The following is a 26064-nucleotide window of genomic DNA, read 5'->3' on the forward strand; positions in this document are numbered from 1 at the left end:
GCCGGTTCTCGGCGCCCTCTTCCCGGGGGCGTCGGAACCGGCGTTTTTTCCGGTCGGGTGCGCGGGGGGAACCCCCGCCGGACACCCCACCGGGCAGTACGCCCTCCAGCAGGCCCGCAGCCGCACAACCAATCAGGAGCCCCCGAATGTTCGAGGCGGTCGAGGAACTGATCGGTGAACACACCGGTCTTGAGAAGAAGCTCGCCGATCCGTCGGTCCACGCCGACCAGGCCAACGCGCGCAAGCTGAACAAGCGCTACGCGGAGCTGACCCCGATCGTCTCCACGTACCGGAGCTGGAAGCAGACCGGCGAGGACATCGAGACCGCCCGCGAGTTCGCCGCGGACGACCCCGACTTCGCCGCCGAGGTCAAGGACCTGGAGAAGCAGCGCGAAGAGCTCACCGAGAAGCTCCGCCTCCTCCTCGTCCCGCGCGACCCCAGCGACGACAAGGACGTGCTCCTGGAGATCAAGGCGGGCGCCGGCGGCGACGAGTCCGCCCTGTTCGCGGGCGACCTGCTGCGCATGTACCTGCGCTACGCCGAGCGCGTCGGCTGGAAGACCGAGATCATCGACTCCACCGAGTCCGAGCTCGGCGGCTACAAGGACGTCCAGGTCGCGGTCAAGACCAAGGGCGGCAACGGCGCCACCGAGCCCGGCCAGGGCGTCTGGGCCCGGATGAAGTACGAGGGCGGCGTGCACCGCGTGCAGCGCGTGCCCTCCACCGAGTCCCAGGGCCGCATCCACACCTCCGCCGCGGGCGTGCTCGTCACCCCCGAGGCCGAGGAGGTCGACGTCGAGATCCACGCCAACGACCTGCGCATCGACGTCTACCGCTCCTCCGGGCCCGGCGGCCAGTCCGTCAACACGACCGACTCCGCCGTCCGCATCACGCACCTGCCGACCGGCGTCGTCGCGTCCTGCCAGAACGAGAAGAGCCAGCTCCAGAACAAGGAGCAGGCCATGCGCATCCTGCGCTCCCGGCTGCTGGCCGCCGCCCAGGAGGCCGCCGAGCAGGAGGCCTCCGACGTACGCCGCAGCCAGGTCCGCACCGTCGACCGCTCCGAGAAGATCCGGACGTACAACTTCCCGGAAAACCGCATCTCGGACCACCGCGTCGGCTTCAAGGCGTACAACTTGGACCAGGTGCTCGACGGAGAGCTGGACGCCGTCATCCAGGCCTGCGTCGACGCCGACTCCGCCGCCAAGCTCGCCAACGCGTAAGCGACCCGCCCGCCCCGCACACCCGTAACCCGTACGGAGAACCGCGATGAACCTGCTGCTCGCCGAGGTGGCCCAGGCCACCCAGCGGCTGGCCGACGCCGGTGTCCCCTCACCGCGATTCGACGCCGAGGAACTCGCGGCCTTCGTCCACGGGGTGAAGCGGGGCGCGCTGCACACGGTGCCGGACACCGACTTCGACGCCCGGTACTGGGAGACGATCGCCCGCCGCGAGGCCCGCGAACCCCTCCAGCACATCACCGGCCGCGCCTTCTTCCGCTACCTGGAGCTCCAGGTCGGCCCCGGTGTCTTCGTGCCCCGCCCGGAGACCGAGTCCGTCGTCGGCTGGGCCATAGACGCGGTGCGCGCGATGGACGTCGTCGAGCCCGTCGTCGTCGACCTGTGCACCGGATCGGGCGCCATCGCGCTCGCCATGGCACAGGAGGTCCCCCGCTCCCGTGTGCACGCCGTGGAGCTGTCCGAGGACGCCCTCAGGTGGACGCGGAAGAACGCCGAGGGGTCCAGGGTCACCGTGCACCGCGGAGACGCCCTGAGCGCCCTTCCGGAGCTCGACGGCCAGGTCGACCTGGTCATCTCCAACCCGCCGTACATCCCGCTCACCGAGTGGGAGTACGTCGCCCCCGAGGCCCGCGACCACGACCCGGAGATGGCCCTGTTCTCCGGCGAGGACGGCCTCGACACCATCCGCGGCATCGAACGCACCGCCCACCGCCTGCTGCGCCCCGGCGGCCTCGTCGTCATCGAGCACGCCGACACCCAGGGCGGCCAGGTGCCGTGGATCTTCACCGAGGAGCGGGGCTGGGCGGACGCCGCCGACCACCCCGACCTGAACAAGCGCCCCCGGTTCGCCACCGCCCGCAAGGCCATGCCGTGACCGGCCCCCGGCACCACCACCCGTACCCGCACCTGTCCGAGGAGGCCGGCTGATGGCTCGGCGATACGACTGCAACGACGCCACCGACCGGACCACGGGCCTGCGCGAGGCCGCATCGGCCGTCCGCCGCGGCGAACTGGTCGTGCTGCCCACCGACACCGTGTACGGGATCGGTGCGGACGCCTTCACCTCGGAGGCCGTCGCGGACCTGCTGGACGCCAAGGGCCGGGGTCGCAACATGCCCACCCCCGTCCTCATCGGCTCGCCGAACACGCTGCACGGCCTGGTCACCGACTTCTCCGAGGAGGCCTGGGAGCTCGTCGACGCCTTCTGGCCCGGCGCCCTCACCCTCGTCGCCAAGCACCAGCCCTCCCTCCAGTGGGACCTCGGCGACACCCGCGGCACCGTCGCCATCCGGATGCCCCTGCACCCGGTCGCCATCGAGCTGCTCACCGAGGTCGGCCCGATGGCCGTCTCCAGCGCCAACCTCACCGGACACCCCTCGCCCGAGGACTGCGACGCCGCCCAGGGCATGCTCGGCGACTCCGTCTCCGTCTATCTCGACGGCGGCCCGACGCCCGGCATCGTGCCGTCCTCGATCGTCGACGTCACCGGCGCCACCCCGGTCCTGCTGCGCGCCGGCGCCCTCTCCGCGGAGGAGCTGCGCAAGGTGGTCCCCGACCTCGAGGTGGCCAATTGACCGCCCCCGAGGGGCGTGGCATAGCGGGGCGGACCGACACCTTCCGCATCCTCCACGTCAGCACCGGCAACGTCTGCCGCTCCCCGATCACCGAGCGGCTGACCCGCCATGCCCTGGTGGACCGCCTCGGCGACCCGCTCAGCGGCGGCCTGGTCGTGGAGAGCGCGGGCACCTGGGGCCACGAGGGCGCGCCCATGGAGGCCAACGCCGAGGTCGTCCTCGCCGACTTCGGCGCGGACGCCACCGGCTTCGTCGGCCGCGAACTGCTGGACGAGCACGTCATCCGCGCCGACCTGGTCCTCACCGCCACCCGCGACCACCGCGCCCAGGTCATCTCCATGGGCCACTCCGCGGGCCTGCGCACCTTCACCCTCAAGGAGTTCACCCGGCTGGTGCGGGCCATAGACCCGGCCACCCTGCCCGACCCGCGCGACGAGGGCGTCGTCGAGCGCGCCCGCGCCCTGGTGCGCGCCGCCGCCGCGCTGCGCGGCTGGCTGCTGGCCCCGACCGCGGAGGCGGACGAGGTCTACGACCCCTACGGCGCCCCCATCACCTTCTTCCGCTCCATCGGCGACGAGATCAACCAGGCGCTGGACCCCGTCGTCACCGCCCTCACCGGCGTACGCGCCCCGCACTGACGGGGAGCCGCCCGCGCCGCGACGGGCGCGGGTGCGCCGACCGGCGTACGGCACCCCGCGACAGCGGGCACGGCGCCCGGCCCCGGCGTACGTTGGAGCTGACACCGGCACCCCTCGCCGGCGCACCCGCCTCCAGGCCCGGAGCCGTCCCATGCCGGTCACCTCTCCCGCCGCACCCGCAGCCGTGTCGCCCGCGCCCGACGCCCTGCCCCAGGACTTCGACGCCCTGCTCCGCCAGGACCCGGAGATCGCCGGGGTGCTGCTGGCGGAGACCGGCAGACAGGCCGCCACCCTCCAGCTGATCGCCGCCGAGAACTTCCAGTCGCCCGCGGTCCTCGCGGCCCTCGGCTCCCCGCTCGCCAACAAGTACGCCGAGGGGTACCCGGGCGCCCGCCACCACGGCGGCTGCGAGCACGCGGACGCCGCCGAACGCATCGCGCTCCGCCGGGCCACCGCCCTCTTCGGCGCCGAACACGCCAACGTCCAGCCGCACTCCGGCTCCTCCGCCGTCCTCGCCGCCTACGCCGCGCTGCTGCGCCCGGGCGACACGGTGCTCGCGATGGGGCTCCCGTACGGGGGACACCTCACCCACGGGGCGCCGGGCAACTTCTCCGGCCGCTGGTTCGACTTCGTCGGCTACGGCGTGGACCCGGACACCGGGCTGATCGACTACACCCGGCTGCGCGCCCTGGCCCGCGCCCGCCGCCCCAAGGCGATCGTCTGCGGCTCGATCTCCTACCCCCGCCACCCCGACTACGAGCTGTTCCGGGAGATCGCCGACGAGGCCGGGGCCTACCTGATCGTGGACGCCGCCCACCCGATGGGGCTGATCGCCGGGGGAGCGGCGCCGAGCCCGGTCCCGTACGCCGACGTGGTCTGCGCCACCACGCACAAGGTGCTGCGCGGCCCGCGCGGCGGCATGGTCCTGTGCGGCGCGGAGCTGGCCGAGCGGATCGACCGGGCGGTGTTCCCGTTCACCCAGGGCGGCGCGCAGATGCACACCGTGGCGGCGAAGGCCGTCGCGTTCGGGGAGGCGGCGACCCCCGCGTACACCCTCTACGCCCACCAGGTCGTCGCCCACGCCCGGGTGCTCGCCGCCGGCCTGGAGGCGGAGGGCTTCGAGGTCACGACGGGCGGTACGGACACCCACATCGTCGTCGCGGACCCGGCCCCGCTCGGCGTCGACGGCCGCACCGCCCGGGAGCGGCTGGCGGCGGCCGGTGTGGTCCTGGACACCTGCGCGCTGCCGTACGGGGACGCCCGGGGCATCCGCCTGGGCACGGCGGCCGTCACCACCCAGGGGATGGACGACGGGGACATGGCCCGGATCGCCGCCCTGTTCGGAGCGGCGGTACGGGAGCCGGGGGACGTGAGCCCGATCGCGGCGGAGGTCCGTGAGCTCGTCGCGCGCAATCCGCCGTACCCCGGATAGCGAACTCCGCGGCACCCGGAGAGGAGCACTCCGCCCTGTCCGGGGCACACGAACCCTGTGCAACCATCATCCGTACCGTGGAGTCCTTGTTTCAGAGACTAGGGTGTGGTTTTTGGATGACCGGCGAGTTCTGTGGGGCAGCCCGTGCGTGATTACCTGCTGACGCTCTGTGTCACGGCAGCGGTGACCTATCTGCTGACCGGACCGGTGCGTAAGTTCGCCATCGCGGTCGGGGCGATGCCCGCGATCCGTGCGCGTGACGTCCACCGCGAGCCGACACCCCGGCTCGGCGGGATCGCCATGTTCGGCGGACTGTGCGCGGGGCTGATCGTCGCGGACCACCTCTTCAACCTGAAGGGCGTCTTCGAACTCTCCAACGAGCCGAGGGCGTTGCTCTCCGGCGCCGCCCTGATCTGGCTGATCGGCGTCCTCGACGACAAGTTCGAGATCGACGCCCTGATCAAGCTCGGCGGCCAGATGATCGCCGCCGCCGTCATGGTCATCCAGGGGCTCACGATCCTGTGGCTGCCGATCCCCGGCGTCGGCACGGTCGCCCTCACCCAGTGGCAGGGCACGCTGCTCACGGTGGCGCTGGTCGTCATCACGATCAACGCGGTCAACTTCGTCGACGGCCTGGACGGGCTCGCGGCGGGCATGGTGTGCATCGCGTCGGCGGCGTTCTTCCTGTACGCGTACCGCCTCTGGATGGGGTACGGCATCGAGGCGGCGGCCCCCGCGACGCTGTTCGCGGCGATCCTCATGGGGATGTGCCTCGGCTTCATGCCGCACAACATGCACCCGGCGCGGATCTTCATGGGCGACTCGGGCTCGATGCTGATCGGCCTGGTGCTGGCGGCGGGCGCGATCTCGATCACCGGCCAGGTCGACCCGGACCTCATGAAGATCTTCGAGGGCAGTGAGCGCGAGGCCACCCACGCGCTGCTCCCGGTCTTCATCCCGCTGGTGCTGCCGCTGACGATCATCGCGATCCCGGCGGCCGACCTGGTCCTCGCCATCGTCCGTCGCACCTGGAACGGCCAGTCGCCGTTCGCCGCCGACCGGGGCCACCTGCACCACCGGCTGCTGGAGATCGGCCACTCGCACAGCCGGGCCGTGCTGATCATGTACTTCTGGTCGGCCCTCATCGCCTTCGGCGCCGTCGGTTACTCGGTGCACTCGGCGTCCTCGTGGATCGTGTTCGTGATCATCGCGGCGAGCGCGGTGGGCCTCGTCCTGCTGCTGATGCCGCGCTTCACCCCGCGCGCCCCGCACTGGGCCAACCGCTTCGTTCCGCCGCGGTACCGCCACGGTGGAGCGGAGGCGGATCCCACTCCCTCGTACGAGGAGAAGTCGGCGCCCGCGGGCGCCGGTGTCCAACAGGGCTCGGCAGACGCCCGGATGGGCGAGGAGGCCGAGGAACGGGCTCCCGTGGCGGTCGGGGTGTCGGGCGTCAACGGCGCTACCGCGATCGGTACCCGTTCTCGGTTCCCGGATCGCCGCTCGATCGACAGCTCGCGCTGACGATTCGGAACTCGCGGTGCATTACCAGACATTGCGCCGCTTTGTCGTGCACACGCGCGCGGATTAACTCTCATGTGTGACAGTTGGCACACGTTTGAGGTAAAGACCTCATCAAATAGTTTGTGATACCGTTCACGAGACCCGGCGGTGGAGCCGAAGGACCCTGGTAGGACGGTCCATTGGCCCGAAAATCCGCCTCGCGGAGCCGGGCCTACGCTCGTCCATGACGACGCCCCATTCTTCCCGCCCAAGACCAGTGGAGCTGCCGCCATGCAGTCCGACATGCGCGAACTACTGCGCATCGCCACCCCCACCGCCGCAGTGGGAGCCATCGCCACGCTTGTCGGCGGTCTGCTCGCCGGCGGCGAGGGGGCGATCGGTGCCGCGGTGGGCTGCGTGGTCGTGATCGTCTTCATGGCGCTCGGGCTGCTGGCGCTCAACTGGGTCGGCAAGGCCATGCCCCACCTGTTCCAGGGCATGGGGCTGATGATCTACTCGGGTCAGCTCGTGCTCCTGCTCATCTTCATCCTGAGCATCAGGAACACCTCACTCTTCGATCTTCAGGTCTTCGCCCTCTCGCTTGTCGCGGCCGTCATCACGTGGATCACCACGCAGGCAGTGCTGCACTCCCGGAGCAAGACCCTCTACGTCGATCCCGACGCGGACACCCGGAACCGTCCGGGCGGCCCTGGGGGAGATCGTGATGAGTAGGGGCGGAATAAAGCCATGTTCGACGTGCTGCTATCGTCCGGTCTCGGTTGCGGTAGTGCGAGCGCGGGCAACAAGGCGGTCGCTTGAATCATCGCGAGGCTTCGGGCCCGGCCGCCGCCTCCTCACCGTAAGAACCAGTCCGGTGCCGACCTGCGGCCACCCGCCGCTCCGACACAACGAGGTAGCCGCATCCATGCGCCATGCAGAAGGAGCTCTTGGTGACTGACGCCCAGACGCTCGCCTTCGAGACGAACTGCCACCTGTTCAAGGACTGCGGGTTCCAAGCTCCCAGTGTGTGGTCGTTCATCTTCGACCCGCTCTTCACTGTCGGGTCTGTCGAGTTCAACAAGCCCATGTTGCTCGCGATCATCGGAACCTTCGCGATCCTGGCCTTCTTCTGGGCCGGCTTCTCGAAGCCGAAGGTCGTCCCGGGCAAGCTGCAGATGGTCGCCGAGGCGCTGTACGACTTCGTCCACCGAGGTATCGCCAAGGAGGTTATCGGCAAGAAGGGCGAGCCCTTCGTCCCGCTGCTGGTCTCCCTGTTCTTCTTCGTCTGGATCCTGAACCTCTGGGCCCTCATCCCGCTCGCCCAGTTCCCGGTCAGCTCCGTCATCGCCTACCCCGTCGGCCTCGCGCTGGTGGTCTGGGTCACGTACATGACGGTGACGTTCCGGTCGAACGGATTCGTCGGGGGCATCCGCAACCTCTGCGTCCCGAGCGGTCTGCCCAAGCCGATCTACGTGCTGCTGACGCCGCTGGAGTTCATCTCCAACGTGATCGTCCGCCCGTTCACGCTGGCTGTCCGACTCTTCGCGAACATGTTCGCGGGCCACATCCTGATCCTGATCTTCACGATCGCCACCTGGTACATGCTCGGCACGGTCCTGGGCACGGTCTACGCCGGCGCGTCGTTCATCATGACGCTGGTCATCACCGTGTTCGAGATGTTCATCCAGGCCCTTCAGGCCTACGTGTTCACCGTGCTGACCGCCACGTACCTCTCCCAGGCGCTCGAAGAAGCCCACTGAGGACCTGCCGGCTCCCGGCTCCCGCCCTCAGCTCCCCAGTCGCCCGGTGCGGAGACCATTTCCACCGGACCCACCAAGAGAAGGAACCACAGACATGTCTGCTGCTTTCGAGACCCTCGCGGCCGTGAACGGCAACGTCGGCACCATCGGCTACGGCCTCGCCGCGATCGGCCCCGGCATCGGCATCGGCATCATCTTCGGTAACGGTGTGCAGGCCATCGCCCGCCAGCCCGAGGCTGCCGGCCTCATCCGCCAGAACATGCTGCTCGGCTTCGCCGTCGTCGAGGCCCTGGCCCTGATCGGCTTCGTCGTTCCGTTCATCGTCAAGTGACGTTGTGGCTGTAGCCCCATTCGACGAAAGGTCCACCATGATGTACCTGGCAGCCGAGGAACCGCAGATGCCTCTGCTCCCGGTCTGGCCTGAAGTCGTCATCGGCTTGATCTGCTTCGGCATCGTCTTCTTCGTCTTCTCGAAGAAGCTGCTTCCGGTGATCAACAAGACCCTGGAAGAGCGCCGCGAGGCGATCGAGGGTGGCATCGAGAAGGCCGAATCGGCTCAGATCGAGGCCCAGAGCGTTCTTGAGCAGTACAAGGCTCAGCTCGCCGAGGCCCGCCACGAGGCCGCCCGTCTGCGCCAGGAGGCGCAGGAGCAGGGTGCCGTCATCATCCAGGAGATGAAGGCGGAAGGTCAGCGGCAGCGCGAAGAGATCATCGCCGCCGGCCACACCCAGATCGAGGCCGACCGCAAGGCCGCCGCCTCGGCGCTGCGTCAGGACGTGGGCAAGCTCGCCACCGACCTGGCCGGCAAGCTCGTCGGCGAGTCCCTCCAGGACCACGCCCGGCAGAGCGGCACCGTCGACCGTTTCCTCGACGAGCTCGAGGCGAAGGCCGAGGCCGCCCGATGAACAGCGCGAGCCGCGAAGCACTGGCTGCCGCACGCGAGCGTCTCGACGCGCTGACCGACAACACGTCGGTCGACGCGGCGAAGCTCGCCGAGGAGCTGGCATCGGTCACCGCGCTGCTCCACCGCGAAGTATCCCTGCGCCGGGTCCTCACCGACCCGGCCCAGAGCGGCGAGAGCAAGGCCGAGCTGGTCGCGCGTCTGCTCGGCGGGCAGGTCGGCGGCGAGACCGTCGACCTGGTCTCCGGACTGGTCCGGTCCCGCTGGTCGCAGTCGCGTGACCTGGTGGACTCGGTCGAGGAGCTGGCGAACACCGCAGACCTCACCGCGGCCCAGCGCGGCGGCAGCCTCGACGACGTCGAGGACGAGCTGTTCCGGTTCGGCCGGATCGTCGGCTCCGACAAGGAGCTGCGCTCCGCGCTCACCAGCCGCACGGCCACGGCGTCCGCCAAGGGCGAGCTGCTCCGCAGCCTGCTCGGCGGCAAGGCGCAGCCGGTCACCGAGCGGATCATCGTCCGCCTGGTCACCCAGCCCCGTGGACGTAGCCTGGAAGCAGGGCTGGACTCGCTGTCCAAGCTCGCCGCGGAGCGCCGGGACCGCATGGTCGCCGTCGTCACCTCGGCGGTGCCGCTCAGCGACCGGCAGAAGCAGCGCCTGGGCGACGCCCTGGCGAAGCTCTACGGTCGGCAGATGCACCTGAACCTGGACGTGGACCCCGCGGTCCTCGGCGGGATCTCGGTGCGCGTCGGTGACGAGATCATCAACGGCACCGTCGCGGAGCGCCTCGAAGAGGCGACCCGGCGCATGGCCGGCTGACACAGAGCAAGAACAAGCAAGACCAGCGGCCCGGTTGGGCCGTGCAGAAATTGCAGAAGATTCCTGGGGGTCGGCCCCCAGACCCCCTTAAGAAACTTCGGGCCCAACAAGGAGAGCAGGGAACCCAGATGGCGGAGCTCACGATCCGGCCGGAGGAGATCCGGGACGCACTGGATAACTTTGTCCAGTCGTACCAGCCGGACGCGGCCTCGCGCGAGGAGGTCGGTACGGTCAGCGTTGCCGGCGACGGCATCGCGAAGGTGGAGGGTCTTCCCTCCGCCATGGCGAACGAGCTGCTGAAGTTCGAGGACGGCACCCTCGGTCTCGCCCTCAACCTCGAGGAGCGCGAGATCGGTGCGATCGTCCTCGGCGAGTTCAGCGGCATCGAGGAGGGCCAGCCGGTGCAGCGCACCGGTGAGGTGCTCTCCGTAGGCGTCGGCGAGGGTTACCTCGGCCGCGTCGTCGACCCGCTCGGCAACCCGATCGACGGTCTCGGCGAGATCGCGACCGACAGCCGCCGCGCCCTCGAGCTGCAGGCCCCTGGCGTCATGGTCCGCAAGTCGGTGCACGAGCCGATGCAGACCGGCTACAAGGCCGTCGACGCCATGGTGCCGATCGGCCGCGGCCAGCGTCAGCTGATCATCGGCGACCGTCAGACGGGTAAGACCGCTCTGGCCGTCGACACGATCATCAACCAGCGCGACAACTGGCGCTCGGGCGACGTGAACAAGCAGGTGCGCTGCATCTACGTCGCCATCGGTCAGAAGGGTTCCACCATCGCCTCCGTGCGTGGTGCGCTCGAAGAGGCCGGTGCGCTGGAGTACACGACCATCGTCGCCGCCCCGGCGTCCGACCCGGCCGGCTTCAAGTACCTGGCGCCGTACACCGGTTCGGCCATCGGCCAGCACTGGATGTACCAGGGCAAGCACGTCCTGATCATCTTCGACGACCTCTCGAAGCAGGCCGACGCCTACCGCGCCGTGTCCCTGCTGCTGCGCCGCCCGCCGGGCCGCGAGGCCTACCCGGGTGACGTCTTCTACCTGCACTCGCGTCTGCTGGAGCGCTGCGCCAAGCTCTCCGACGAGATGGGCGCCGGCTCGATGACGGGCCTCCCGATCGTCGAGACCAAGGCGAACGACGTGTCGGCGTTCATCCCGACCAACGTCATCTCCATCACCGACGGCCAGTGCTTCCTGGAGTCCGACCTGTTCAACGCGGGTCAGCGTCCGGCGCTCAACGTCGGTATCTCGGTCTCCCGAGTCGGTGGCTCCGCCCAGCACAAGGCCATGAAGCAGGTCTCCGGCCGGCTCCGCGTGGACCTCGCCCAGTACCGCGAGCTGGAGGCGTTCGCCGCCTTCGGTTCCGACCTGGACGCGGCCTCGAAGGCCTCGCTGGAGCGCGGTAAGCGCATGGTCGAGCTGCTGAAGCAGCCGCAGTACGCCCCGTTCCCGATGGAGGAGCAGGTCGTCTCGGTCTGGGCCGGCACCACGGGCAAGATGGACGACGTCCCGGTCGAGGACATCCGTCGCTTCGAGTCCGAGCTGCTGGAGTACCTGCGCCGTGAGCGCAAGGACCTCCTGACCAGCATCGCCGAGGGCGGCAAGATGTCCGACGACACGCTGCAGTCGATCGCCGACGCGATCGCCGCCTTCAAGCAGCAGTTCGAGACCTCGGACGGCAAGCTCCTGGGCGAGGGCTGATCGATGGGCGCTCAGCTTCGCGTTTACAAGCGCCGCATCCAAGCCGTCACCGCGACCAAGAAGATCACCAAGGCGATGGAGATGATCGCCGCCTCGCGCATTGTCAAGGCACAGCGCAAGGTGGCGGCGTCCCAGCCGTACGCGACCGAGCTCACCCGTGCGGTGACCGCGGTGGCGACCGGCTCCAACGCCAAGCACCCGCTCACCACCGAGGTCGACGCCCCGACCCGGGCCGCGGTCCTGCTCGTCACGAGCGACCGCGGTCTGGCCGGCGGCTACTCCTCCAACGCCATCAAGGCCGCGGAGCGACTGCGGGAGCGCCTTGCCTCCGAGGGCAAGGAGGTCGACACGTACATCGTCGGCCGCAAGGGTGTCGCGTACTACGGCTTCCGCGAGCGCAAGGTCGAGGACTCCTGGACCGGCTTCACCGACAACCCGGCGTACTCCGATGCCAAGAGCATCGCCGCCCCGTTGATCGAGGCCATCCAGAAGGACACGGCCGAGGGCGGCGTCGACGAGCTGCACATCGTCTTCACGGAATTCGTGTCGATGATGACGCAGAACGCGGTCGACGACCGGATGCTGCCGCTTTCGCTCGACGAGGTGGCCGAGGAGAGCACCCGCAAGGGTGAGATCCTTCCGCTGTTCGACTTCGAGCCGTCGGCCGAGGACGTCCTGGACGCCCTTCTGCCGCGCTATGTCGAGAGCCGCATCTACAACGCACTGCTGCAGGCAGCAGCTTCCGAGCACGCTGCCCGCCGCCGCGCGATGAAGTCGGCCACCGACAACGCCGGAGACCTCATCAAGAGCCTGTCCCGGCTTGCCAACGCGGCCCGACAGGCCGAAATCACCCAGGAAATCAGCGAGATCGTCGGCGGTGCCAGTGCTCTGGCCGACGCGACCGCGGGGAGTGACAAGTAATGACGACGACAGTTGAGACGGCCGCTGCCACGGGCCGCGTCGCCCGGGTCATCGGCCCGGTCGTCGACGTGGAGTTCCCCGTCGACGCGATGCCGGAGATCTACAACGCCCTCCACATCGAGGTCGCCGACCCGGCCGAGGACGGCGCCCGCAAGACGCTGACCCTCGAAGTCGCCCAGCACCTGGGCGACGGCATGGTCCGCGCGATCTCGATGCAGCCCACCGACGGCGTGGTCCGCCAGGCCCCGGTGACCAACACGGGCACGGGCATCACCGTCCCCGTCGGTGACATCACCAAGGGCAAGGTGTTCAACACCCTCGGTCAGATCCTGAACGAGCCGGAGGCCGAGGCGCAGATCACCGAGCGCTGGCCGATCCACCGCAAGGCCCCGGCCTTCGACCAGCTCGAGTCGAAGACCGAGATGTTCGAGACCGGCCTGAAGGTCGTCGACCTGCTGACCCCGTACGTCAAGGGCGGCAAGATCGGTCTGTTCGGTGGTGCGGGCGTCGGCAAGACGGTCCTCATCCAGGAAATGATCATGCGTGTGGCGAAGCTGCACGACGGTGTGTCGGTGTTCGCCGGCGTCGGTGAGCGCACCCGTGAGGGCAACGACCTCATCGACGAGATGACCGAGTCGGGCGTTCTGGAGAAGACCGCGCTCGTCTTCGGCCAGATGGACGAGCCGCCGGGGACGCGTCTGCGCGTGGCCCTGTCCGCCCTGACCATGGCGGAGTACTTCCGCGATGTGCAGAAGCAGGACGTGCTGCTCTTCATCGACAACATCTTCCGCTTCACGCAGGCCGGCTCCGAGGTCTCCACGCTGCTCGGCCGCATGCCGTCCGCGGTGGGTTACCAGCCGACCCTGGCCGACGAGATGGGTGTGCTCCAGGAGCGCATCACCTCGACGCGTGGTCACTCGATCACCTCGATGCAGGCGATCTACGTCCCCGCGGACGACCTGACCGACCCGGCCCCGGCCACCACGTTCGCCCACCTCGACGCGACGACGGTTCTCTCCCGTCCGATCTCCGAGAAGGGCATCTACCCGGCCGTGGACCCGCTGGACTCCACGTCCCGCATCCTGGACCCGCGCTACATCTCGCAGGACCACTACGCCGCGGCCAGCCGCGTCAAGGGGATCCTCCAGAAGTACAAGGACCTCCAGGACATCATCGCGATCCTCGGTATCGACGAGCTGGGCGAGGAGGACAAGCTCGTTGTCCACCGTGCCCGTCGCGTCGAGCGCTTCCTGTCGCAGAACACCCACGCCGCCAAGCAGTTCACCGGCCTGGACGGTTCGGACGTTCCGCTCGACGAGTCGATCTCCGCGTTCAACGCGATCTGCGACGGGGACTACGACCACTTCCCCGAGCAGGCGTTCTTCATGTGCGGTGGCCTGGACGACCTGAAGGCCAAGGCCAAGGAGCTCGGCGTCTCCTGAGCCTCCGGCTCACCGAGGGGGGTGGGTGTGTCCCGCCCCCCTCACCACGCCCCGTAGAATTGAACCGACACCCGGCCGGGCGGCCGGGTGGTGACCCGAGGAGCCACCCTTGGCTGCTGAGCTGCATGTCGAGCTGGTCGCCGCCGACCGAAGTGTCTGGTCCGGCGAGGCCACCCTGGTCGTCGCGCGCACCACGTCCGGCGACATCGGCGTCATGCCCGGTCACCAGCCGCTTCTCGGTGTGCTGGAATCGGGCCCGGTGACGATCCGCACGAGTGAGGGCGGCACCGTCATCGCCGCTGTGCACGGTGGATTCATCTCGTTCGCGGACGACAAGCTGTCGCTGCTGGCCGAGATCGCCGAGCTGGCCGACGAGATCGATGTCGAGCGCGCCGAGCGGGCGCTGGAACTCGCGAAGTCGGACGCGGACGCCGCTGCCCAGCGGCGTGCCGACGTGCGACTGCGCGCGGTGGCGGTGCGCTAGCACCCCCACGGACAGATGTCTTTACTCAGCCGCGGCCCGAGCTGGAGCAATCCAGCCGTGTCGCGGCTGAGGCGATGCAGGTGCAATACGGTTTCGGTGTTCGTTACTCGACGATGCGAGGAGGTCGGTGGAGATGGTCCTCGCGTTGTGGGTGGGCGCGTCCGTCATCGTCACGGTCCTGTTGGGACTGTTCGTCTTCGGCCTGCGCCGGAGGCTGATCCAGCGGTCCGGAGGGACCTTCGACTGCAGCCTGCGCTGGGACGTGTCGGAGGAACCCGATGCGCTCGGCAAGGGCTGGGTCTACGGGGTCGCCCGCTACAGCGGTGACCGCGTCGACTGGTTCCGGGTCTTCTCCTACGCTCCTCGCCCCCGCCGGGGCCTGGAGCGTTCTGCGATCGAGGTGATCGCCCGCCGGCTGCCGGAGGGCGAGGAGGAGCTCGCGCTCCTGTCCGACTCCGTCGTGCTCGGCTGTCTCCACCGCGGGACGCGCCTGGAGCTGGCGATGAGCGAGGACGCCCTGACCGGTTTCCTCGCCTGGCTGGAGGCGGCGCCGCCCGGCCAGCGGGTGAACGTGGCCTGACAGGCGGCCCCGCTGGAAGGGGGTCCCTCCCGGGCGGCCCCGCTGGGAGGAGGTCCTCCCGGGCGGCCCCGCTGGGAGGGGGTCCCTCCCGGACGGAGCCCGGGGGCGGGTCGATGGGGCCCGAGGGCGTCGCGTAACCGCGCGTACACAGCGAAAAACCGGGGAGACGGGGGGCGGACCCGTCTCCCCGGTGCTTTTCCGGGGTGGTGCTTGCCGTTACGGCGTGGGGAGCACCGGCGTGACTACTGGAGGCCGCTCTTGATGGCGTTCACCAGTTCACCGTTGGTGGTGTCACCGGAGAACTCCCAGAAGAACGCGCCGCCGAGGCCCTGGTTCTTCGCCCAGGTCATCTTGGTGCCGATGGTGGCCGGGGTGTCGTAGCTCCACCAGTTGGTGCCGCAGTGCGCGTAGGCGGTGCCGGCGATGGTGCCGGTGGACGGGCAGGTGTTCTTCAGGACCTTGTAGTCCTCGTTGCCCGCCTCGTACGTGCCCGGGGCCGCGCCGGTCGCCGTGCCGCCGGGGGCGGACTGGGTGACGCCGGTCCAGCCGCGGCCGTAGAAGCCGATGCCGAGCAGCAGCTTCTTGGCCGGGACACCCTTGGCCTTCAGCTTGGCGATGGCCTCGGAGGAGGAGAAGCCGGCCTGCGGGATGCCGGTGTACGGGGTCAGCGGCGAGTGCGGGGCCGTCGGGCCCTTGGCCGCCCAGGCGCCGAAGAAGTCGTACGTCATCACGTTGTACCAGTCGAAGGACTGGGAGGCGCCGCCGTAGTCGGCAGCGTCGATCTTGCCGCCGTTGGAGCCGTCCGCGGTGATGGCGGCGGTGACCAGGTTCTTCGTGCCGAACTTCGCCCGCATGGCGTCGGCCATGGTCTTCAGCGCGGCCGGACCGCTGGTGTCACAGGTCAGACCACAGGCGTTGGGGTACTCCCAGTCGAGGTCGATGCCGTCGAAGACATCGGCCCAGCGGGGGTCCTCGACCAGGTCGTAGCAGGACTGGGCGAAGGCGGCGGGGTTCTGCACGGCCTGGCCGAAGCCGCCGGACCAGGTCCAGCCGCCGAACGACCAGAGGATCTTGATGTGCGGGTACTTGGCCTTCAGCTTGCGCAGCTGGTTGAAGTTGCCGCGCAGGGGCTGGTCCCAGGTGTCGGCGACGCCGTCGACGGACTGGTCGGCGGTGTACGCCTTGTCGTAGTCGGCGTACGAGTCACCGATGGTGCACTTGCCGTTCTGCACGTTGCCGAAGGCGTAGTTGATGTGCGTGATCTTCGCGGCCGAGCCGGACGTCACCAGGTTCTTGACGTGGTAGTTGCGCCCGTAGACGCCCCAGTTGGTGAAGTAACCCAGGTTGACCTTGTCGCCGCCGGGCTGTCCGCCACCGCCGCCGGTGGTCCGCACGGAGACGGCGCCGGAGGCCGGGCCCGTCTGGTCGGCGGTGTCCCGGGCCTGCACGGCGTAGGAGTAGTCGGTGCCGGCGGTCAGACCGGTGTTGGTGTACGTGGTGCCGGTGACCGTGGCGATCTTCGCGCCGTCCCGCAGGACGTCGTAGTTCTTGATGCCCTTGTCGTCGGTCGCCGCGCTCCAACTGAGCTTGACCGAGGTGTCGGTGACATCGCTGGTGGTCGGGGTGCCGGGCGCCGAGGGGGCGTTGTCGCCGGGGACGCTGCCACCGTCACAGGAGGCGCCGTTCAGCTTGCAGCCCGTGGGGGAGCCGGAGCCGGTGCCGTTGAAGCCGAAGCTGATGCTGGCGCCGGGCGCCACGGACCCGTTCCAGGAAAGGTTCTTGGCGGTGTAGTGGCCGCCGCTGCTGGTGAGGGTGGCGTCCCAGGCGGAGCCGGCCGTGGTGCCCGAGGGGAAGTCCCACTCGACGGTCCAGGAGGAGAGCGCGGTGGTGCCGGTGTTCTTCACCGTCCACTGGCCCTCGAAGCCGCTGCCCCAGTCCGACTTCTTGGTGTACGTCGCCGTGGCCGACGCGGCTGCCGAGGCGGGGGAGGCGAGGCCCACCATCGCGGCGAGCGGCACGACCAGTGCGGTCAGGCCCGCGACGACCTTGGAACGGCCGCTCACGGACGGGATCCATCTGAATCTGGATCGACGTTGGGGGGTATCAGTGCTCAACGGTGCTCCTCGGGTGAGGTCCAACAAACGGGGGTGATTCGTGGACTGCAAACCCTGCGCCGCCCTGAGTACGGGTGCTCTCGTACTCACCGCAGTGTGTGACGGTGACAGTAGGAAGGTCTGGACCAATCGTCAAGAGGTCTGGACCAAAGATCAGGACGTGGCCCGGATACCCAACTCCTGCGCCAGGACCGCCGCCTGAACCCGGCTGCGCAGCTCCAGCTTGCCCAGCAGCCTGCTGACGTGGGTCTTCACCGTGGCCTCGGCCATCGAGAGGCGGAGCGCGATCTCCGCGTTCGACAGGCCCTCGCCCAGGCACCCCAGCACCTCGCGCTCGCGCCGGGTGAGCGCGTCCAGCACCGTCGGATCCGCCGTCCCGCGGCCGGGTGCGGGGGACGCCCCCGCGAACTCCGCGATCAGCCGCCGGGTCACGGCCGGGGCGATCAGCCCCTCGCCGCGCGCCACCGTCCGTACCGCCTCCAGCAGATCGCGGGCGTCGGTGTTCTTCAGCAGAAAGCCGGAGGCCCCCGCGCGCAGCGCCCCGAAGACGTACTCGTCCAGATCGAACGTGGTCAGCACCAGGACGTCCGCGAGCCCTTCCTCGACCACCTGCCGCGTCGCCGCCACCCCGTCGAGGCGCGGCATCTGCACGTCCATCAGCACCAGGTCCGGGCGGAGTTCACGCGCCAGGCGCACCGCCGCCTCGCCGTCCCCCGCCTCTACGACGACCTCGATGTCCGGCGCGCTGGAGAGGATCAGCACCAGCCCCGCGCGCACCGCCGCCTGGTCCTCCGCGACCAGTACCCGGATCGTCATCCCCGCATCGTCCCTTCCGTCACGGGCAGTTGAGCCCGCACCCGCCAGATCTTGGTCCCGCCGCCACCACCGTCGCTGTCGCCGTCGCCGTCGCGGTCGCTGTCGTCTCCCGGCTCGGCCCCGGCGTCGAACGTCCCGCCGAGCAGCGTCACCCGCTCCCGCATGCCCACCAGGCCCGCCCCCGAACCGGGCGCCGTGGGGCCGGGGCGGCTGCCGAACACACTGGTCACCTCGACCGTCAGCAGCTCCCCGGCCCGGCCGATCCGCACCACCACCGGGCCGGGCGCGGCGTGTTTGAGGGCGTTGGTCAGGGACTCCTGGACGATCCGGTACGCGGCCAGCTCGACCGGCGTCGGCAGCGCCCCGGCCGCCTCCTCCCGGGTGTCCTCCAGGGTGCAGACCAGCCCGCCGGACGTCCCGTTGACGTTCGTCTGCTCGACCAGGCTGTCCAGGGCGGCGAGCGTCGGGGCCGCGGCCGGGGCCTGGTCCTCGCCGCCCTCCCGCAGCAGACCGATCAGCCGGCGCATCTCCGACAGCCCTTCGACGCTGTTCTCGCGGATCACCTTCAGGGCGTTCCGGGAGGTGTCCGGGTCGTCGATGGACAGGGCGGCGGTGGAGTGGATCGCCACGGCGGAAAGGTGGTTGGCCACCATGTCGTGCAGCTCCCGGGCCATCCGGGCCCGCTCGGCGATCACCGCCTGCGTCCGGTCCATCTCGGCCAGCCGCGCGGTCTGTGCGGCGGCCAGCCGGGCGGCTTCGGCGGAGGTGCGGTGGGTGCGCACGCTGACGCCCGTGAGGGCGGGGACGAAGGAGACCAGCCCGATGACCAGGCCGATCAACAGTGCCTCAGGCTTACGGAACCAGGCCAGGAAGCCGATCGTGGACGCGACGGTGATCAGGAGCGTGGCTACCGGGAGGCGGCGGGCGGCGGCCGGGGGCCCGTACAGCACGGCCGCGTACATGACGTCCGTAAACATCAGGACGGTGGCGAGGTTGCCCCAGGTGAACTGGTCCGCCACCAGCGCGAGTGTGCCGACCGTCAGTGCCGTGCGCGGGGCGGTGCGGCGCAGCAGCTCGGCCGCGGCCATGGCGGTCAGCGGTACGAGGGTGACCCAGGCCGCGGAGAAGGACCGGCCGCCCTGGGTGTGGAGGCCCAGCAGCCACAGCAGCAGCCCCCCGAGCAGCCCGGAGCAGGCCAGGGCCACCGCGTCGCGGTCGGGGCGGATCGAGGTGAGCACTTCTCCATCCAACACGCACCGCCGCCCCCGTACCTCCCTTCGCGGGCCGATCCGCGACTACATCGAAGGATGCAGTCCCGTTTCGTCACTGCCGACGACGTCTCCGCGCCCGGCGGCCGGGAGGCTGGAGGAGAACGGGAGGAGAGAGTCGTGATCGCCCTACTGGTCGTGGCCTGCGAGGTCGCATTCTGGGTTCTGCTGGCCGCCGGACTCGCCCTGCGGTACGTCGCGAGGAAACCGGGGCTCGGGGCGGCGGTGCTGCTGTGCGAGCCGCTGCTGGAGGTCGTGCTGCTGGTCGTGACGGCCATCGACCTGAAGAACGGGGCCGAGCCCGACTGGAAGCACGGGCTGGCCGCCGTCTACATCGGCTTCACGGTGGGGCTCGGCCACCACACCATCAAGAAGGTGGACGCCTGGGTCGCCCACCGCTGGTTCGGCGGCCCGCCGCCGGTGAAGCCGCCGAAGTACGGCATGGCGCGCGCCGTCCACGAGTGGCGTACCGCCGCCCGCTGGATCCTGGCCGCGGTGGTCGCGGCGGGCCTGCTCCAGGCGGCGATCTGGTACGTCGGCCCCGGCGGGGAGATCAGCTCGCTGCGGGGCTGGCAGCAGAAGATGGGCCTGGTGATCGGCATCAACCTGATCATCGCGGGCGGCTACACGGTGTGGCCGAAGCGGGCTCCCGAGGGCGCCGTGACGGAACGGGAGCCGGCCGACCGCTTCTAGGGCCAAGCGCCTACCGCTCGCCGCCCGGCACCCACAGCACGTCCCCGACCTCCTTGTTCGCGCTCCGCGCCAGGATGAACAGGAGGTCGGAGAGGCGGTTGAGGTAGGTGGCGGTCAGCGTGTTCATCGACTCCCCGTGCACCTCCAGCGCCGCCCAGGTGGACCGCTCGGCCCGCCGGACCACGGTGCACGCCTGGTGCAGCAGGGCGGCCCCCGGCGTACCTCCCGGGAGGATGAAGCTGCGGAGCTTCTCCAGCTCCTCCAGGAAGGTGTCGCAGTCCGCCTCCAGCTTGTCGATGTAGGACTGCTCGACCCGCAGCGGCGGGTACTTCGGGTCCTCGACCACCGGGGTGCACAGGTCCGCGCCCACGTCGAAGAGGTCGTTCTGGACGCGTACGAGGACCTTCACCAGCTCCTCGGGCAGCTGCCCCAGCGAGATGGCGGTCCCGATCGCCGCGTTGGCCTCGTTGGCGTCCGCGTACGCCGAGATCCGCAGATCGGTCTTGGCTGTGCGGCTCATGTCGCCGAGGGCCGTGGTGCCCTGGTCGCCGGTCCGGGTGTAGATGCGCGTCAGATTGACCATGGGCCCAGCGTAGTTACGCTCCGGCCCGCCGGAAGACCCGTGTGCCCACGGTCACGGCCGCGGCGGCGAGGCCCGCGGCGACGAGGACCCCGTAGAGCATGTGCGCGGTGGCGTACGAGCCGGTGTAGGCGTCCCGTACCGCGTCCACCGGATAGCGGAACGGCGTGAAGTGCGAGAGCACCCAGGAGATGATGAAGGGCCGCAAGGCCGTCGAGGTCTCCCACGACGCCCTCGGCGTCCTCGACGGCATCGAGGGTCTCCTCGGCGATCAGGTACTCAACTACGCGCGACGCGGAGCCGAATGACGCGTCCCGGTGTGATGTCCGTCATCTGAGACGTGACGCGCATCTCTTCACCGCCCCAGCGCGCCCGACGAGTACTAACCTCCGCCGGAGAGCATGTGAACCGCCGTGAACAAGTGCGCACGGGCGAACAGAAACCAAGGGGTGCGAACGTGGCCAGGAAGCTCGCCGTCATCGGGGCCGGACTCATGGGATCCGGGATCGCGCAGGTCTCCGCCCAGGCGGGCTGGGACGTCGTGCTGCGGGACGTCACTGACGCCGCGCTGACCCGGGGTCGTGACGGGATCACGTCCTCGTACGACAGGTTCGTCTCCAAGGGCAAGCTGGACGCGGCCGACGCCGAGGCCGCGCTCGCCCGCATCACCACGACCACCGACCTCGACGCCGTGGCCGACGCGGACATCGTCGTGGAGGCCGTCTTCGAGAAGCTGGAAGTCAAGCACGAGATCTTCCGGACCCTGGACAAGGTCGTCGGCGAGCACACCGTCCTCGCCTCCAACACCTCCGCCATCCCGATCACCAAGATCGCGGCCGTGACGGAGCGTCCGGAGCGCGTCGTCGGCGTGCACTTCTTCTCCCCGGTCCCGATGATGCAGCTCTGCGAGCTGGTGCGCGGCTACAAGACCAGCGACGAAACCCTCGCGACCGCCCGGGAGTTCGCCGAGTCGGTCGGCAAGACCTGCATCGTCGTCAACCGGGACGTGGCGGGCTTCGTCACCACCCGGCTGATCTCGGCGCTCGTCGTCGAGGCCGCCAAGCTGTACGAGTCGGGCGTGGCCTCGGCCGAGGACATCGACATCGCCTGCAAGCTGGGCTTCGGCCACGCCATGGGCCCGCTCGCCACCGCGGACCTGACCGGCGTCGACATCCTGCTGCACGCCACCGGCAACATCTACGCCGAGTCGCAGGACGAGAAGTTCGCCGCCCCGGAGCTGATGCGCCGGATGGTCGACGCGGGTGACATCGGACGCAAGAGCGGGCAGGGCTTCTACACGTACTGACCGGAACCGCCCCCTCGGCCCGTCGGCCCGCCGCTGTCCGGGCCGGGGGAGCCGGGGATCTTACCGGGCAAGCACCGGTCTCCGGCGAACCGGAGTCACTCCACCGAGTGAATTCGGTATCGGTTCGCTTACAGGCGGCAACTTCCCTGTCGCCGGGACAGTCAGTGGTGGCAGGGACAGGCGCAGGGACTGACCATGCGTAACGGCGGCAGGGCCTGCGGCAGAGCCGACAGCGGAACAGACAGACAGACGAACAGACGGACCTTCTACGGAGCATGACCGGGGAGCGCATATGCACATCAGGGGCGACCACGCCGAGCTGGTCGTCGGGGGCCGCCTCGACGTCCGAAGCGCGGCGGACGCCCGTACGGTCCTGCACTCGGCCGTGGACGACGGAGTCGGCGACCTCGTGCTGGACCTGACCGAGCTGGACTCCTGGGACGCCACCGGACTCGGCGTCATCATGGGGGCCCACCGCCGGGCGGGACGGACCGGACGGCGCCTCGTGCTGCGCGGCGTGCCACCGCAGATGCAGCGCCTCCTGGTGGCCACCCGGCTGCACCGCATCCTGGCCATCGAGGGCGGCATCGCCGCGGAGTCGCTGCCGCGCGTCTAGAAGACGCGCGCGGCCGCTCGCCCCGCCGTCGCCGGGATCCGGAGGGCGCCGCTCGCCGCGCCGGAATCCGGACGGCCGTGCGCCGCGCGCCGGGATCCGCACGGCCGGACGGACCGCACCCGGCGGCAGAAGTCACGCAATCCTCACCGGAACGTGACGTCCTGGACGGCGTGGCACCCCGGCGGTTCATGAATACTGAGTCAAGGTCTAGGGTTCGGCCGTCCGCCGAATGACAACGAACCCATGGGCGGACACCGGACCGGAAGCGACAGCGGGGCGCGTGTGAGGCCGGGAGGGGCAACCGCGCACGACGCGTCTGGGGGACTTTGCGATGGACCCGACACACCGGGCACCCGATGAGTACGGGCAGGGCCACGACCGCTCCGGCGGTGAGCCCGGCCTCCGTCGGCCGTCCCGCGAATCAGGCGGCGCCGACCTGGGCCCGGGGACACCGCAGCAGGTCCGCGTCGTCCAGCTGACCGTCGGCGACCTGCTGCTCACGGTCAACCCCGTCGACGGCAGCGAGGTCGAGTCCTGCCCGCCCGGCTCGGGCCCCGACGCCCCGGTCCGCCGCACCCCCGCCGAACGCGCCGACCACGAGCGCGCCGGCGCGCCCCCGGTGCCCGCAGGACCGCCCGCCCCGCAGCTGCCGCTCCTGGAGCGGCAGGAGGAGCGCGAGCGCCTCGTCCGCCTGCTGGCGCGCGGCCGCAGCGTCCGCCTCACCGGACAGGCCGGATCCGGCCGCACCGCGCTGCTGGACGCCGTCGCCGCCGACTGCGCGGACCTGGCCCCCGACGGGGTCGTCCGCCTCAACGGCCGGGGCCGCACCGGCGCCGATCTGCTGCACGCCCTCTTCGACACCGTCTTCAAGGCCCCGGGCCACCGCCCCGACCGCGACGAACTGCTCGCGCTCGTCCGGTCCATCGGCGCCGTCGTCACCGTCGACGACCTGGAGATCGGCGGAGCGGCCCTCGACGAACTGCTCGCCGCCACCCCCGAGTGCGCCTTCCTGCTCGCCGCCACCCTCGACGTCACCAACCCCGGCGTCGACGCCCACCTGGAGGAGGTGCTCCTCGCCGGACTCGGCCGCGGCGCCTCGCTGTCGCTGCTGGAGAAGGTCGTCGAGCGCCCCCTCACGGAGGAGGAGCGGAACTGGGCGGGCGACCTCTGGTTCGAGTCCGAGGGCCTGCCGCTCCGCTTCGTCCAGGCCGGATCGCTCCTCGTGCAGCGCGACCGGCTCCGTGCCGGCCCCGAAGCCTTCGACGAGTACGACTACTTCGAGCCACGCGCGGACGACGCGCCGCCGGCCCCCGCGGCGTCCGCAGAAGCACTCGACGTCCCGCTGCCGAGCCTCGGCGAGGGCGCCGCGCCCGCCGCGCTGCTCGCCTCCCGGCTCAGCGAGGCGGCCCGCGCCACCCTGCGCTTCGCCGTCGCCCTCGGCGGCGAGGTGCCCCACCAGGCCCATCTGCCGGCCCTCGTGGGCGACACCCACGCGGACGCCGCGCTCGGCGAGCTCGCGGGCTGCGGCCTGCTCTCCCCGGCCGGGCCCCGCTACCGCCTCGCCGCCGGAGTCCTCGCCCAGCTGACGGCGGCCGACTACGAGGACGACGCCGCCGCCCACGCCCGTACCGCCGCCCAGCACTACGCCTGGTGGGCCTCGCACCCCTCGGTCACCCCGGAGCGCGCCGTCGCCGAGGCGGACGCGATCGTCGCCTCCCTGGGCCGGCTGGTCCCGGGAGACGAGGCGGGAGCGGCCAGCGCCGCCGTCCTGCTGGCCCGCAGCGCCTCCCCGGCCTTCGCGGCGGGGCAGGGCTGGGGGGCCTGGGAGCGGGCCCTCAGGATCGGCCAGGAGGCCGCCAGGATCGCCGGCGAGGTCGCCGAGGAGGCGTACTTCCACCACGAGTTGGGCGTCCTCGCGCTCTGCACCGGCAATCCGGACCGGGCCAGGACCGAGCTGGAGACCTCGATCGGGATGCGCGGCGCGCTCGCCGACAGGTCCGGGGCCGTGGCCGGACGCCGCGCGCTCGCCCTGGTCGCGGACCGCTCCGGCGACTTCGCCCCCCTCGGCCGCACCGCGTCGGGCGACGAGGTGCCCATGGTGCGCCAGGACGCTCCGGGCACGCCGCCCGGCGGGTTCCCGGGCGCCCCCGCGTTCCTGCGGCAGCCGGCCGAGGAGCAGCCCACGGTCGTCTCCTCCCTGTCGCCCGGCCCCGCCGCGCGCAGGAGGACCGGCAGGGCCGTCCTGGGCGGCGCCCGGCGCAACCTGGCCGCCGCGGGCGCGGGCGCCGTGCTGATCGCGGTGCTCGGCACCGTCGTCACGCTCGGCGTCACCGCGGGCGACGGCGACGAGCCGGGCAGCCGCAACGTCACCACCGAGCAGACGTCCACCGAGGCCCCGACCGACGACGGCCCGCCCGCGGAGGAGCCGCAGGACGGCTCCGCCCCGGCCGGGGAGACCACCGGCGGCGAGATGTCCACGACTCCGAGCGCCTCGGACTCGGCGAGCCCGAGCACCTCCGGCTCCCCGTCCCCGAGCGCCTCCACGTCGAGCGGTACGCCGCCGGGGACGGACGACCCGACGGACGACGGGAGCAGCTCCCCGAGCGAGCCGACGCCGACGAGGACCTCGCCCCGGCCGACGGAGACCGACAGCGAGAGCCCGAGCCCCACGCCGTCCGAGTCCGAGAGCGAAACGCCGACCGAGACGCCCACCGAAGAGCCCCCGGCCCCGCCCCCGGCCCAGGGCTCCTCCTCCGCGAGCGGCCCCGTCGAGTCGGCGAGCGCCCCGGAGTCCGAAGCGGCCGTCGAGGAGTCCGAAGTGGCCGTCGACCCGGCGGTCTGAGCACGCCGGGCGGCTGAACGCACGAGGGCCGGGCGGCTCACGCTTCCGCGTGAGCCGCCCGGCCCTCGTCGACGCCGTTGCGCCGTCGTTCAGAACAGCCGCAGCTTGTCGTCCTCGATGCCCCGCATCGCGTCGTAGTCCAGGACCAGGCAGCCGATGCCGCGGTCCGTCGCCAGCACCCGGGCCTGCGGCTTGATCTCCTGGGCGGCGAAGACGCCCCGGACCGGCGCGAGGTGCGGGTCGCGGTTCAGCAGCTCCAGATAGCGCGTCAGCTGCTCCACGCCGTCGATGTCCCCGCGCCGCTTCAGTTCCACGGCCACCGTCTGCCCGTTCGCGTCCCGGCACAGGATGTCCACCGGGCCGATGGCGGTGGGGTATTCGCGGCGGATCAGCGTGTGGCCCTCGCCGAGGATCTCGATCCGGTCCGCGAGCAGCTCCTGGAGGTGCGCCTCCACGCCGTCCTTGATGAGCCCCGGGTCGACGCCCAGCTCGTACGACGAGTCGTGGAGGACTTCCTCCATCGTGATGATCAGTTTTTCGCCCGCCTTGTTCACCACGGTCCAGACGCCTTCCTCACCGTCGGCGCCCACCTTCAGGGTGCACGGCGGGGACATCCAGTTGAGCGGTTTGTACGCCCGGTCGTCGGCGTGGATGGAGACGCTTCCGTCCGCCTTCACCAGGATCAGTCGGGGGGCGGAGGGCAGGTGGGCTGTGAGCCGGCCCGCGTAGTCCACGGAGCAACGGGCGATGACGAGACGCATGGTCGGCAACGCTACTCGACGACGGGGGCTCGACGCGATTTCCCCACCCGTCGCCCCCTGCCACTCGGTGCACACCGGA

At 70.6% G+C, this 26064-nt stretch carries 25 protein-coding genes and 1 pseudogene; 20 read left to right on the forward strand and 6 right to left on the reverse strand.

Annotated features, from left to right (window positions below):
- Nucleotides 1-146 precede the first annotated feature (146 nt).
- The 16 genes from prfA to OG245_RS26565 all read left to right on the forward strand — a co-directional run bounded on the left by prfA (nucleotide 147) and on the right by OG245_RS26565 (nucleotide 14989).
- The gene (gene prfA / locus OG245_RS26490) at nucleotides 147-1223 is read left to right on the forward strand and encodes a peptide chain release factor 1 (protein WP_073802672.1); all 1077 of its coding nucleotides are present in this window, start codon (nucleotides 147-149) and stop codon (nucleotides 1221-1223) included.
- A gap of 46 nt (nucleotides 1224-1269) precedes the next feature.
- Nucleotides 1270-2115, forward strand: a complete 846-nt coding sequence (prmC, locus tag OG245_RS26495; protein ID WP_003966261.1) for a peptide chain release factor N(5)-glutamine methyltransferase — start codon at nucleotides 1270-1272, stop codon at nucleotides 2113-2115.
- A 52-nt stretch (nucleotides 2116-2167) separates the two neighbouring features.
- Complete coding sequence (locus OG245_RS26500; RefSeq protein ID WP_007447713.1) at nucleotides 2168-2815, forward strand: L-threonylcarbamoyladenylate synthase; 648 nt, start codon at nucleotides 2168-2170, stop codon at nucleotides 2813-2815.
- Nucleotides 2812-3453 (forward strand): low molecular weight phosphatase family protein, encoded by a 642-nt coding sequence (locus OG245_RS26505; protein ID WP_007447717.1) that lies wholly within the window; start codon nucleotides 2812-2814, stop codon nucleotides 3451-3453. The genes OG245_RS26500 and OG245_RS26505 overlap by 4 nt, the downstream gene beginning before the upstream one ends.
- Nucleotides 3454-3604: 151 nt before the next feature.
- Nucleotides 3605-4885 (forward strand): serine hydroxymethyltransferase, encoded by a 1281-nt coding sequence (gene glyA / locus OG245_RS26510; RefSeq protein ID WP_371625931.1) that lies wholly within the window; start codon nucleotides 3605-3607, stop codon nucleotides 4883-4885.
- A 132-nt stretch (nucleotides 4886-5017) separates the two neighbouring features.
- Entirely contained in the window at nucleotides 5018-6406 is a 1389-nt protein-coding gene (locus OG245_RS26515) for an MraY family glycosyltransferase (protein ID WP_371625932.1), read from the forward strand.
- Nucleotides 6407-6676: 270 nt separating this feature from the next.
- On the forward strand, nucleotides 6677-7117 hold the full coding sequence (locus OG245_RS26520) for a hypothetical protein (RefSeq protein ID WP_371625933.1): 441 nt from the start codon (nucleotides 6677-6679) through the stop codon (nucleotides 7115-7117).
- 200 nt (nucleotides 7118-7317) lie between these two features.
- A complete protein-coding gene (gene atpB, locus OG245_RS26525; protein WP_003966255.1) occupies nucleotides 7318-8145 on the forward strand; it encodes a F0F1 ATP synthase subunit A in 828 nt (275 codons plus the stop codon).
- Between the two features lie 94 nt (nucleotides 8146-8239).
- Entirely contained in the window at nucleotides 8240-8476 is a 237-nt protein-coding gene (gene atpE / locus OG245_RS26530; protein WP_003966254.1) for an ATP synthase F0 subunit C, read from the forward strand.
- 37 nt (nucleotides 8477-8513) lie between these two features.
- A complete protein-coding gene (locus OG245_RS26535; RefSeq protein WP_003966253.1) occupies nucleotides 8514-9050 on the forward strand; it encodes a F0F1 ATP synthase subunit B in 537 nt (178 codons plus the stop codon).
- Nucleotides 9047-9862, forward strand: coding sequence for a F0F1 ATP synthase subunit delta (locus OG245_RS26540; RefSeq protein WP_371625934.1), 816 nt, complete (start codon nucleotides 9047-9049; stop codon nucleotides 9860-9862). The genes OG245_RS26535 and OG245_RS26540 overlap by 4 nt, the downstream gene beginning before the upstream one ends.
- A 128-nt stretch (nucleotides 9863-9990) precedes the next feature.
- Complete coding sequence (gene atpA, locus OG245_RS26545; protein ID WP_030626271.1) at nucleotides 9991-11562, forward strand: F0F1 ATP synthase subunit alpha; 1572 nt, start codon at nucleotides 9991-9993, stop codon at nucleotides 11560-11562.
- A gap of 3 nt (nucleotides 11563-11565) precedes the next feature.
- Nucleotides 11566-12483, forward strand: coding sequence for a F0F1 ATP synthase subunit gamma (locus OG245_RS26550; protein ID WP_371625935.1), 918 nt, complete (start codon nucleotides 11566-11568; stop codon nucleotides 12481-12483).
- Nucleotides 12483-13925: a F0F1 ATP synthase subunit beta gene (gene atpD, locus OG245_RS26555; RefSeq protein ID WP_371625936.1), complete on the forward strand. Its 1443-nt coding sequence runs from the start codon at nucleotides 12483-12485 to the stop codon at nucleotides 13923-13925. The genes OG245_RS26550 and atpD overlap by 1 nt, the downstream gene beginning before the upstream one ends.
- Nucleotides 13926-14034: 109 nt before the next feature.
- Entirely contained in the window at nucleotides 14035-14409 is a 375-nt protein-coding gene (locus OG245_RS26560) for a F0F1 ATP synthase subunit epsilon (protein ID WP_003966248.1), read from the forward strand.
- 133 nt (nucleotides 14410-14542) lie between these two features.
- On the forward strand, nucleotides 14543-14989 hold the full coding sequence (locus OG245_RS26565; protein WP_056702475.1) for a DUF2550 domain-containing protein: 447 nt from the start codon (nucleotides 14543-14545) through the stop codon (nucleotides 14987-14989).
- A 242-nt stretch (nucleotides 14990-15231) separates the two neighbouring features.
- On the opposite strand, the gene OG245_RS26570 is transcribed toward OG245_RS26565, so the two are convergent.
- From OG245_RS26570 to OG245_RS26580, 3 genes are all read right to left on the reverse strand, one after another.
- Nucleotides 15232-17103: a glycosyl hydrolase family 18 protein gene (locus tag OG245_RS26570; protein ID WP_371625937.1), complete on the reverse strand. Its 1872-nt coding sequence runs from the start codon at nucleotides 17101-17103 to the stop codon at nucleotides 15232-15234.
- 153 nt (nucleotides 17104-17256) lie between these two features.
- A complete protein-coding gene (locus OG245_RS26575; protein ID WP_371625938.1) occupies nucleotides 17257-17919 on the reverse strand; it encodes a response regulator in 663 nt (220 codons plus the stop codon).
- On the reverse strand, nucleotides 17916-19157 hold the full coding sequence (locus OG245_RS26580) for a sensor histidine kinase (protein ID WP_371625939.1): 1242 nt from the start codon (nucleotides 19155-19157) through the stop codon (nucleotides 17916-17918). The genes OG245_RS26575 and OG245_RS26580 overlap by 4 nt, the downstream gene beginning before the upstream one ends.
- 150 nt (nucleotides 19158-19307) lie before the next feature.
- Between OG245_RS26580 and OG245_RS26585 the strand changes: the two genes are divergently transcribed.
- Nucleotides 19308-19880, forward strand: a complete 573-nt coding sequence (locus tag OG245_RS26585; RefSeq protein ID WP_371625940.1) for a hypothetical protein — start codon at nucleotides 19308-19310, stop codon at nucleotides 19878-19880.
- Nucleotides 19881-19890: 10 nt separating this feature from the next.
- Here OG245_RS26585 and OG245_RS26590 read toward each other — a convergent pair whose 3' ends face one another.
- Entirely contained in the window at nucleotides 19891-20463 is a 573-nt protein-coding gene (locus tag OG245_RS26590) for a cob(I)yrinic acid a,c-diamide adenosyltransferase (RefSeq protein WP_371625941.1), read from the reverse strand.
- 13 nt (nucleotides 20464-20476) lie between these two features.
- Nucleotides 20477-20644, reverse strand: a pseudogene (locus OG245_RS26595) (ABC transporter permease); the annotation flags it as partial.
- 273 nt (nucleotides 20645-20917) lie between these two features.
- Here OG245_RS26595 and OG245_RS26600 point away from each other — a divergent pair.
- The 3 genes from OG245_RS26600 (at nucleotide 20918) to OG245_RS26610 (ending at nucleotide 25224) form a co-directional block, all read left to right on the forward strand.
- Nucleotides 20918-21766 (forward strand): 3-hydroxyacyl-CoA dehydrogenase family protein, encoded by an 849-nt coding sequence (locus OG245_RS26600; RefSeq protein ID WP_371625942.1) that lies wholly within the window; start codon nucleotides 20918-20920, stop codon nucleotides 21764-21766.
- A gap of 292 nt (nucleotides 21767-22058) precedes the next feature.
- Nucleotides 22059-22382, forward strand: coding sequence for an STAS domain-containing protein (locus OG245_RS26605; RefSeq protein WP_371625943.1), 324 nt, complete (start codon nucleotides 22059-22061; stop codon nucleotides 22380-22382).
- Between the two features lie 331 nt (nucleotides 22383-22713).
- Entirely contained in the window at nucleotides 22714-25224 is a 2511-nt protein-coding gene (locus OG245_RS26610; protein ID WP_371625944.1) for an ATP-binding protein, read from the forward strand.
- Between the two features lie 89 nt (nucleotides 25225-25313).
- Here OG245_RS26610 and nucS read toward each other — a convergent pair whose 3' ends face one another.
- The gene (gene nucS / locus OG245_RS26615; protein WP_371625945.1) at nucleotides 25314-25985 is read right to left on the reverse strand and encodes an endonuclease NucS; all 672 of its coding nucleotides are present in this window, start codon (nucleotides 25983-25985) and stop codon (nucleotides 25314-25316) included.
- Between the last annotated feature and the right edge of the window lie 79 nt (nucleotides 25986-26064).

Origin of the sequence: Streptomyces sp. NBC_01116, from assembly GCF_041435495.1 — a bacterium.
GTDB lineage: Bacteria > Actinomycetota > Actinomycetes > Streptomycetales > Streptomycetaceae > Streptomyces.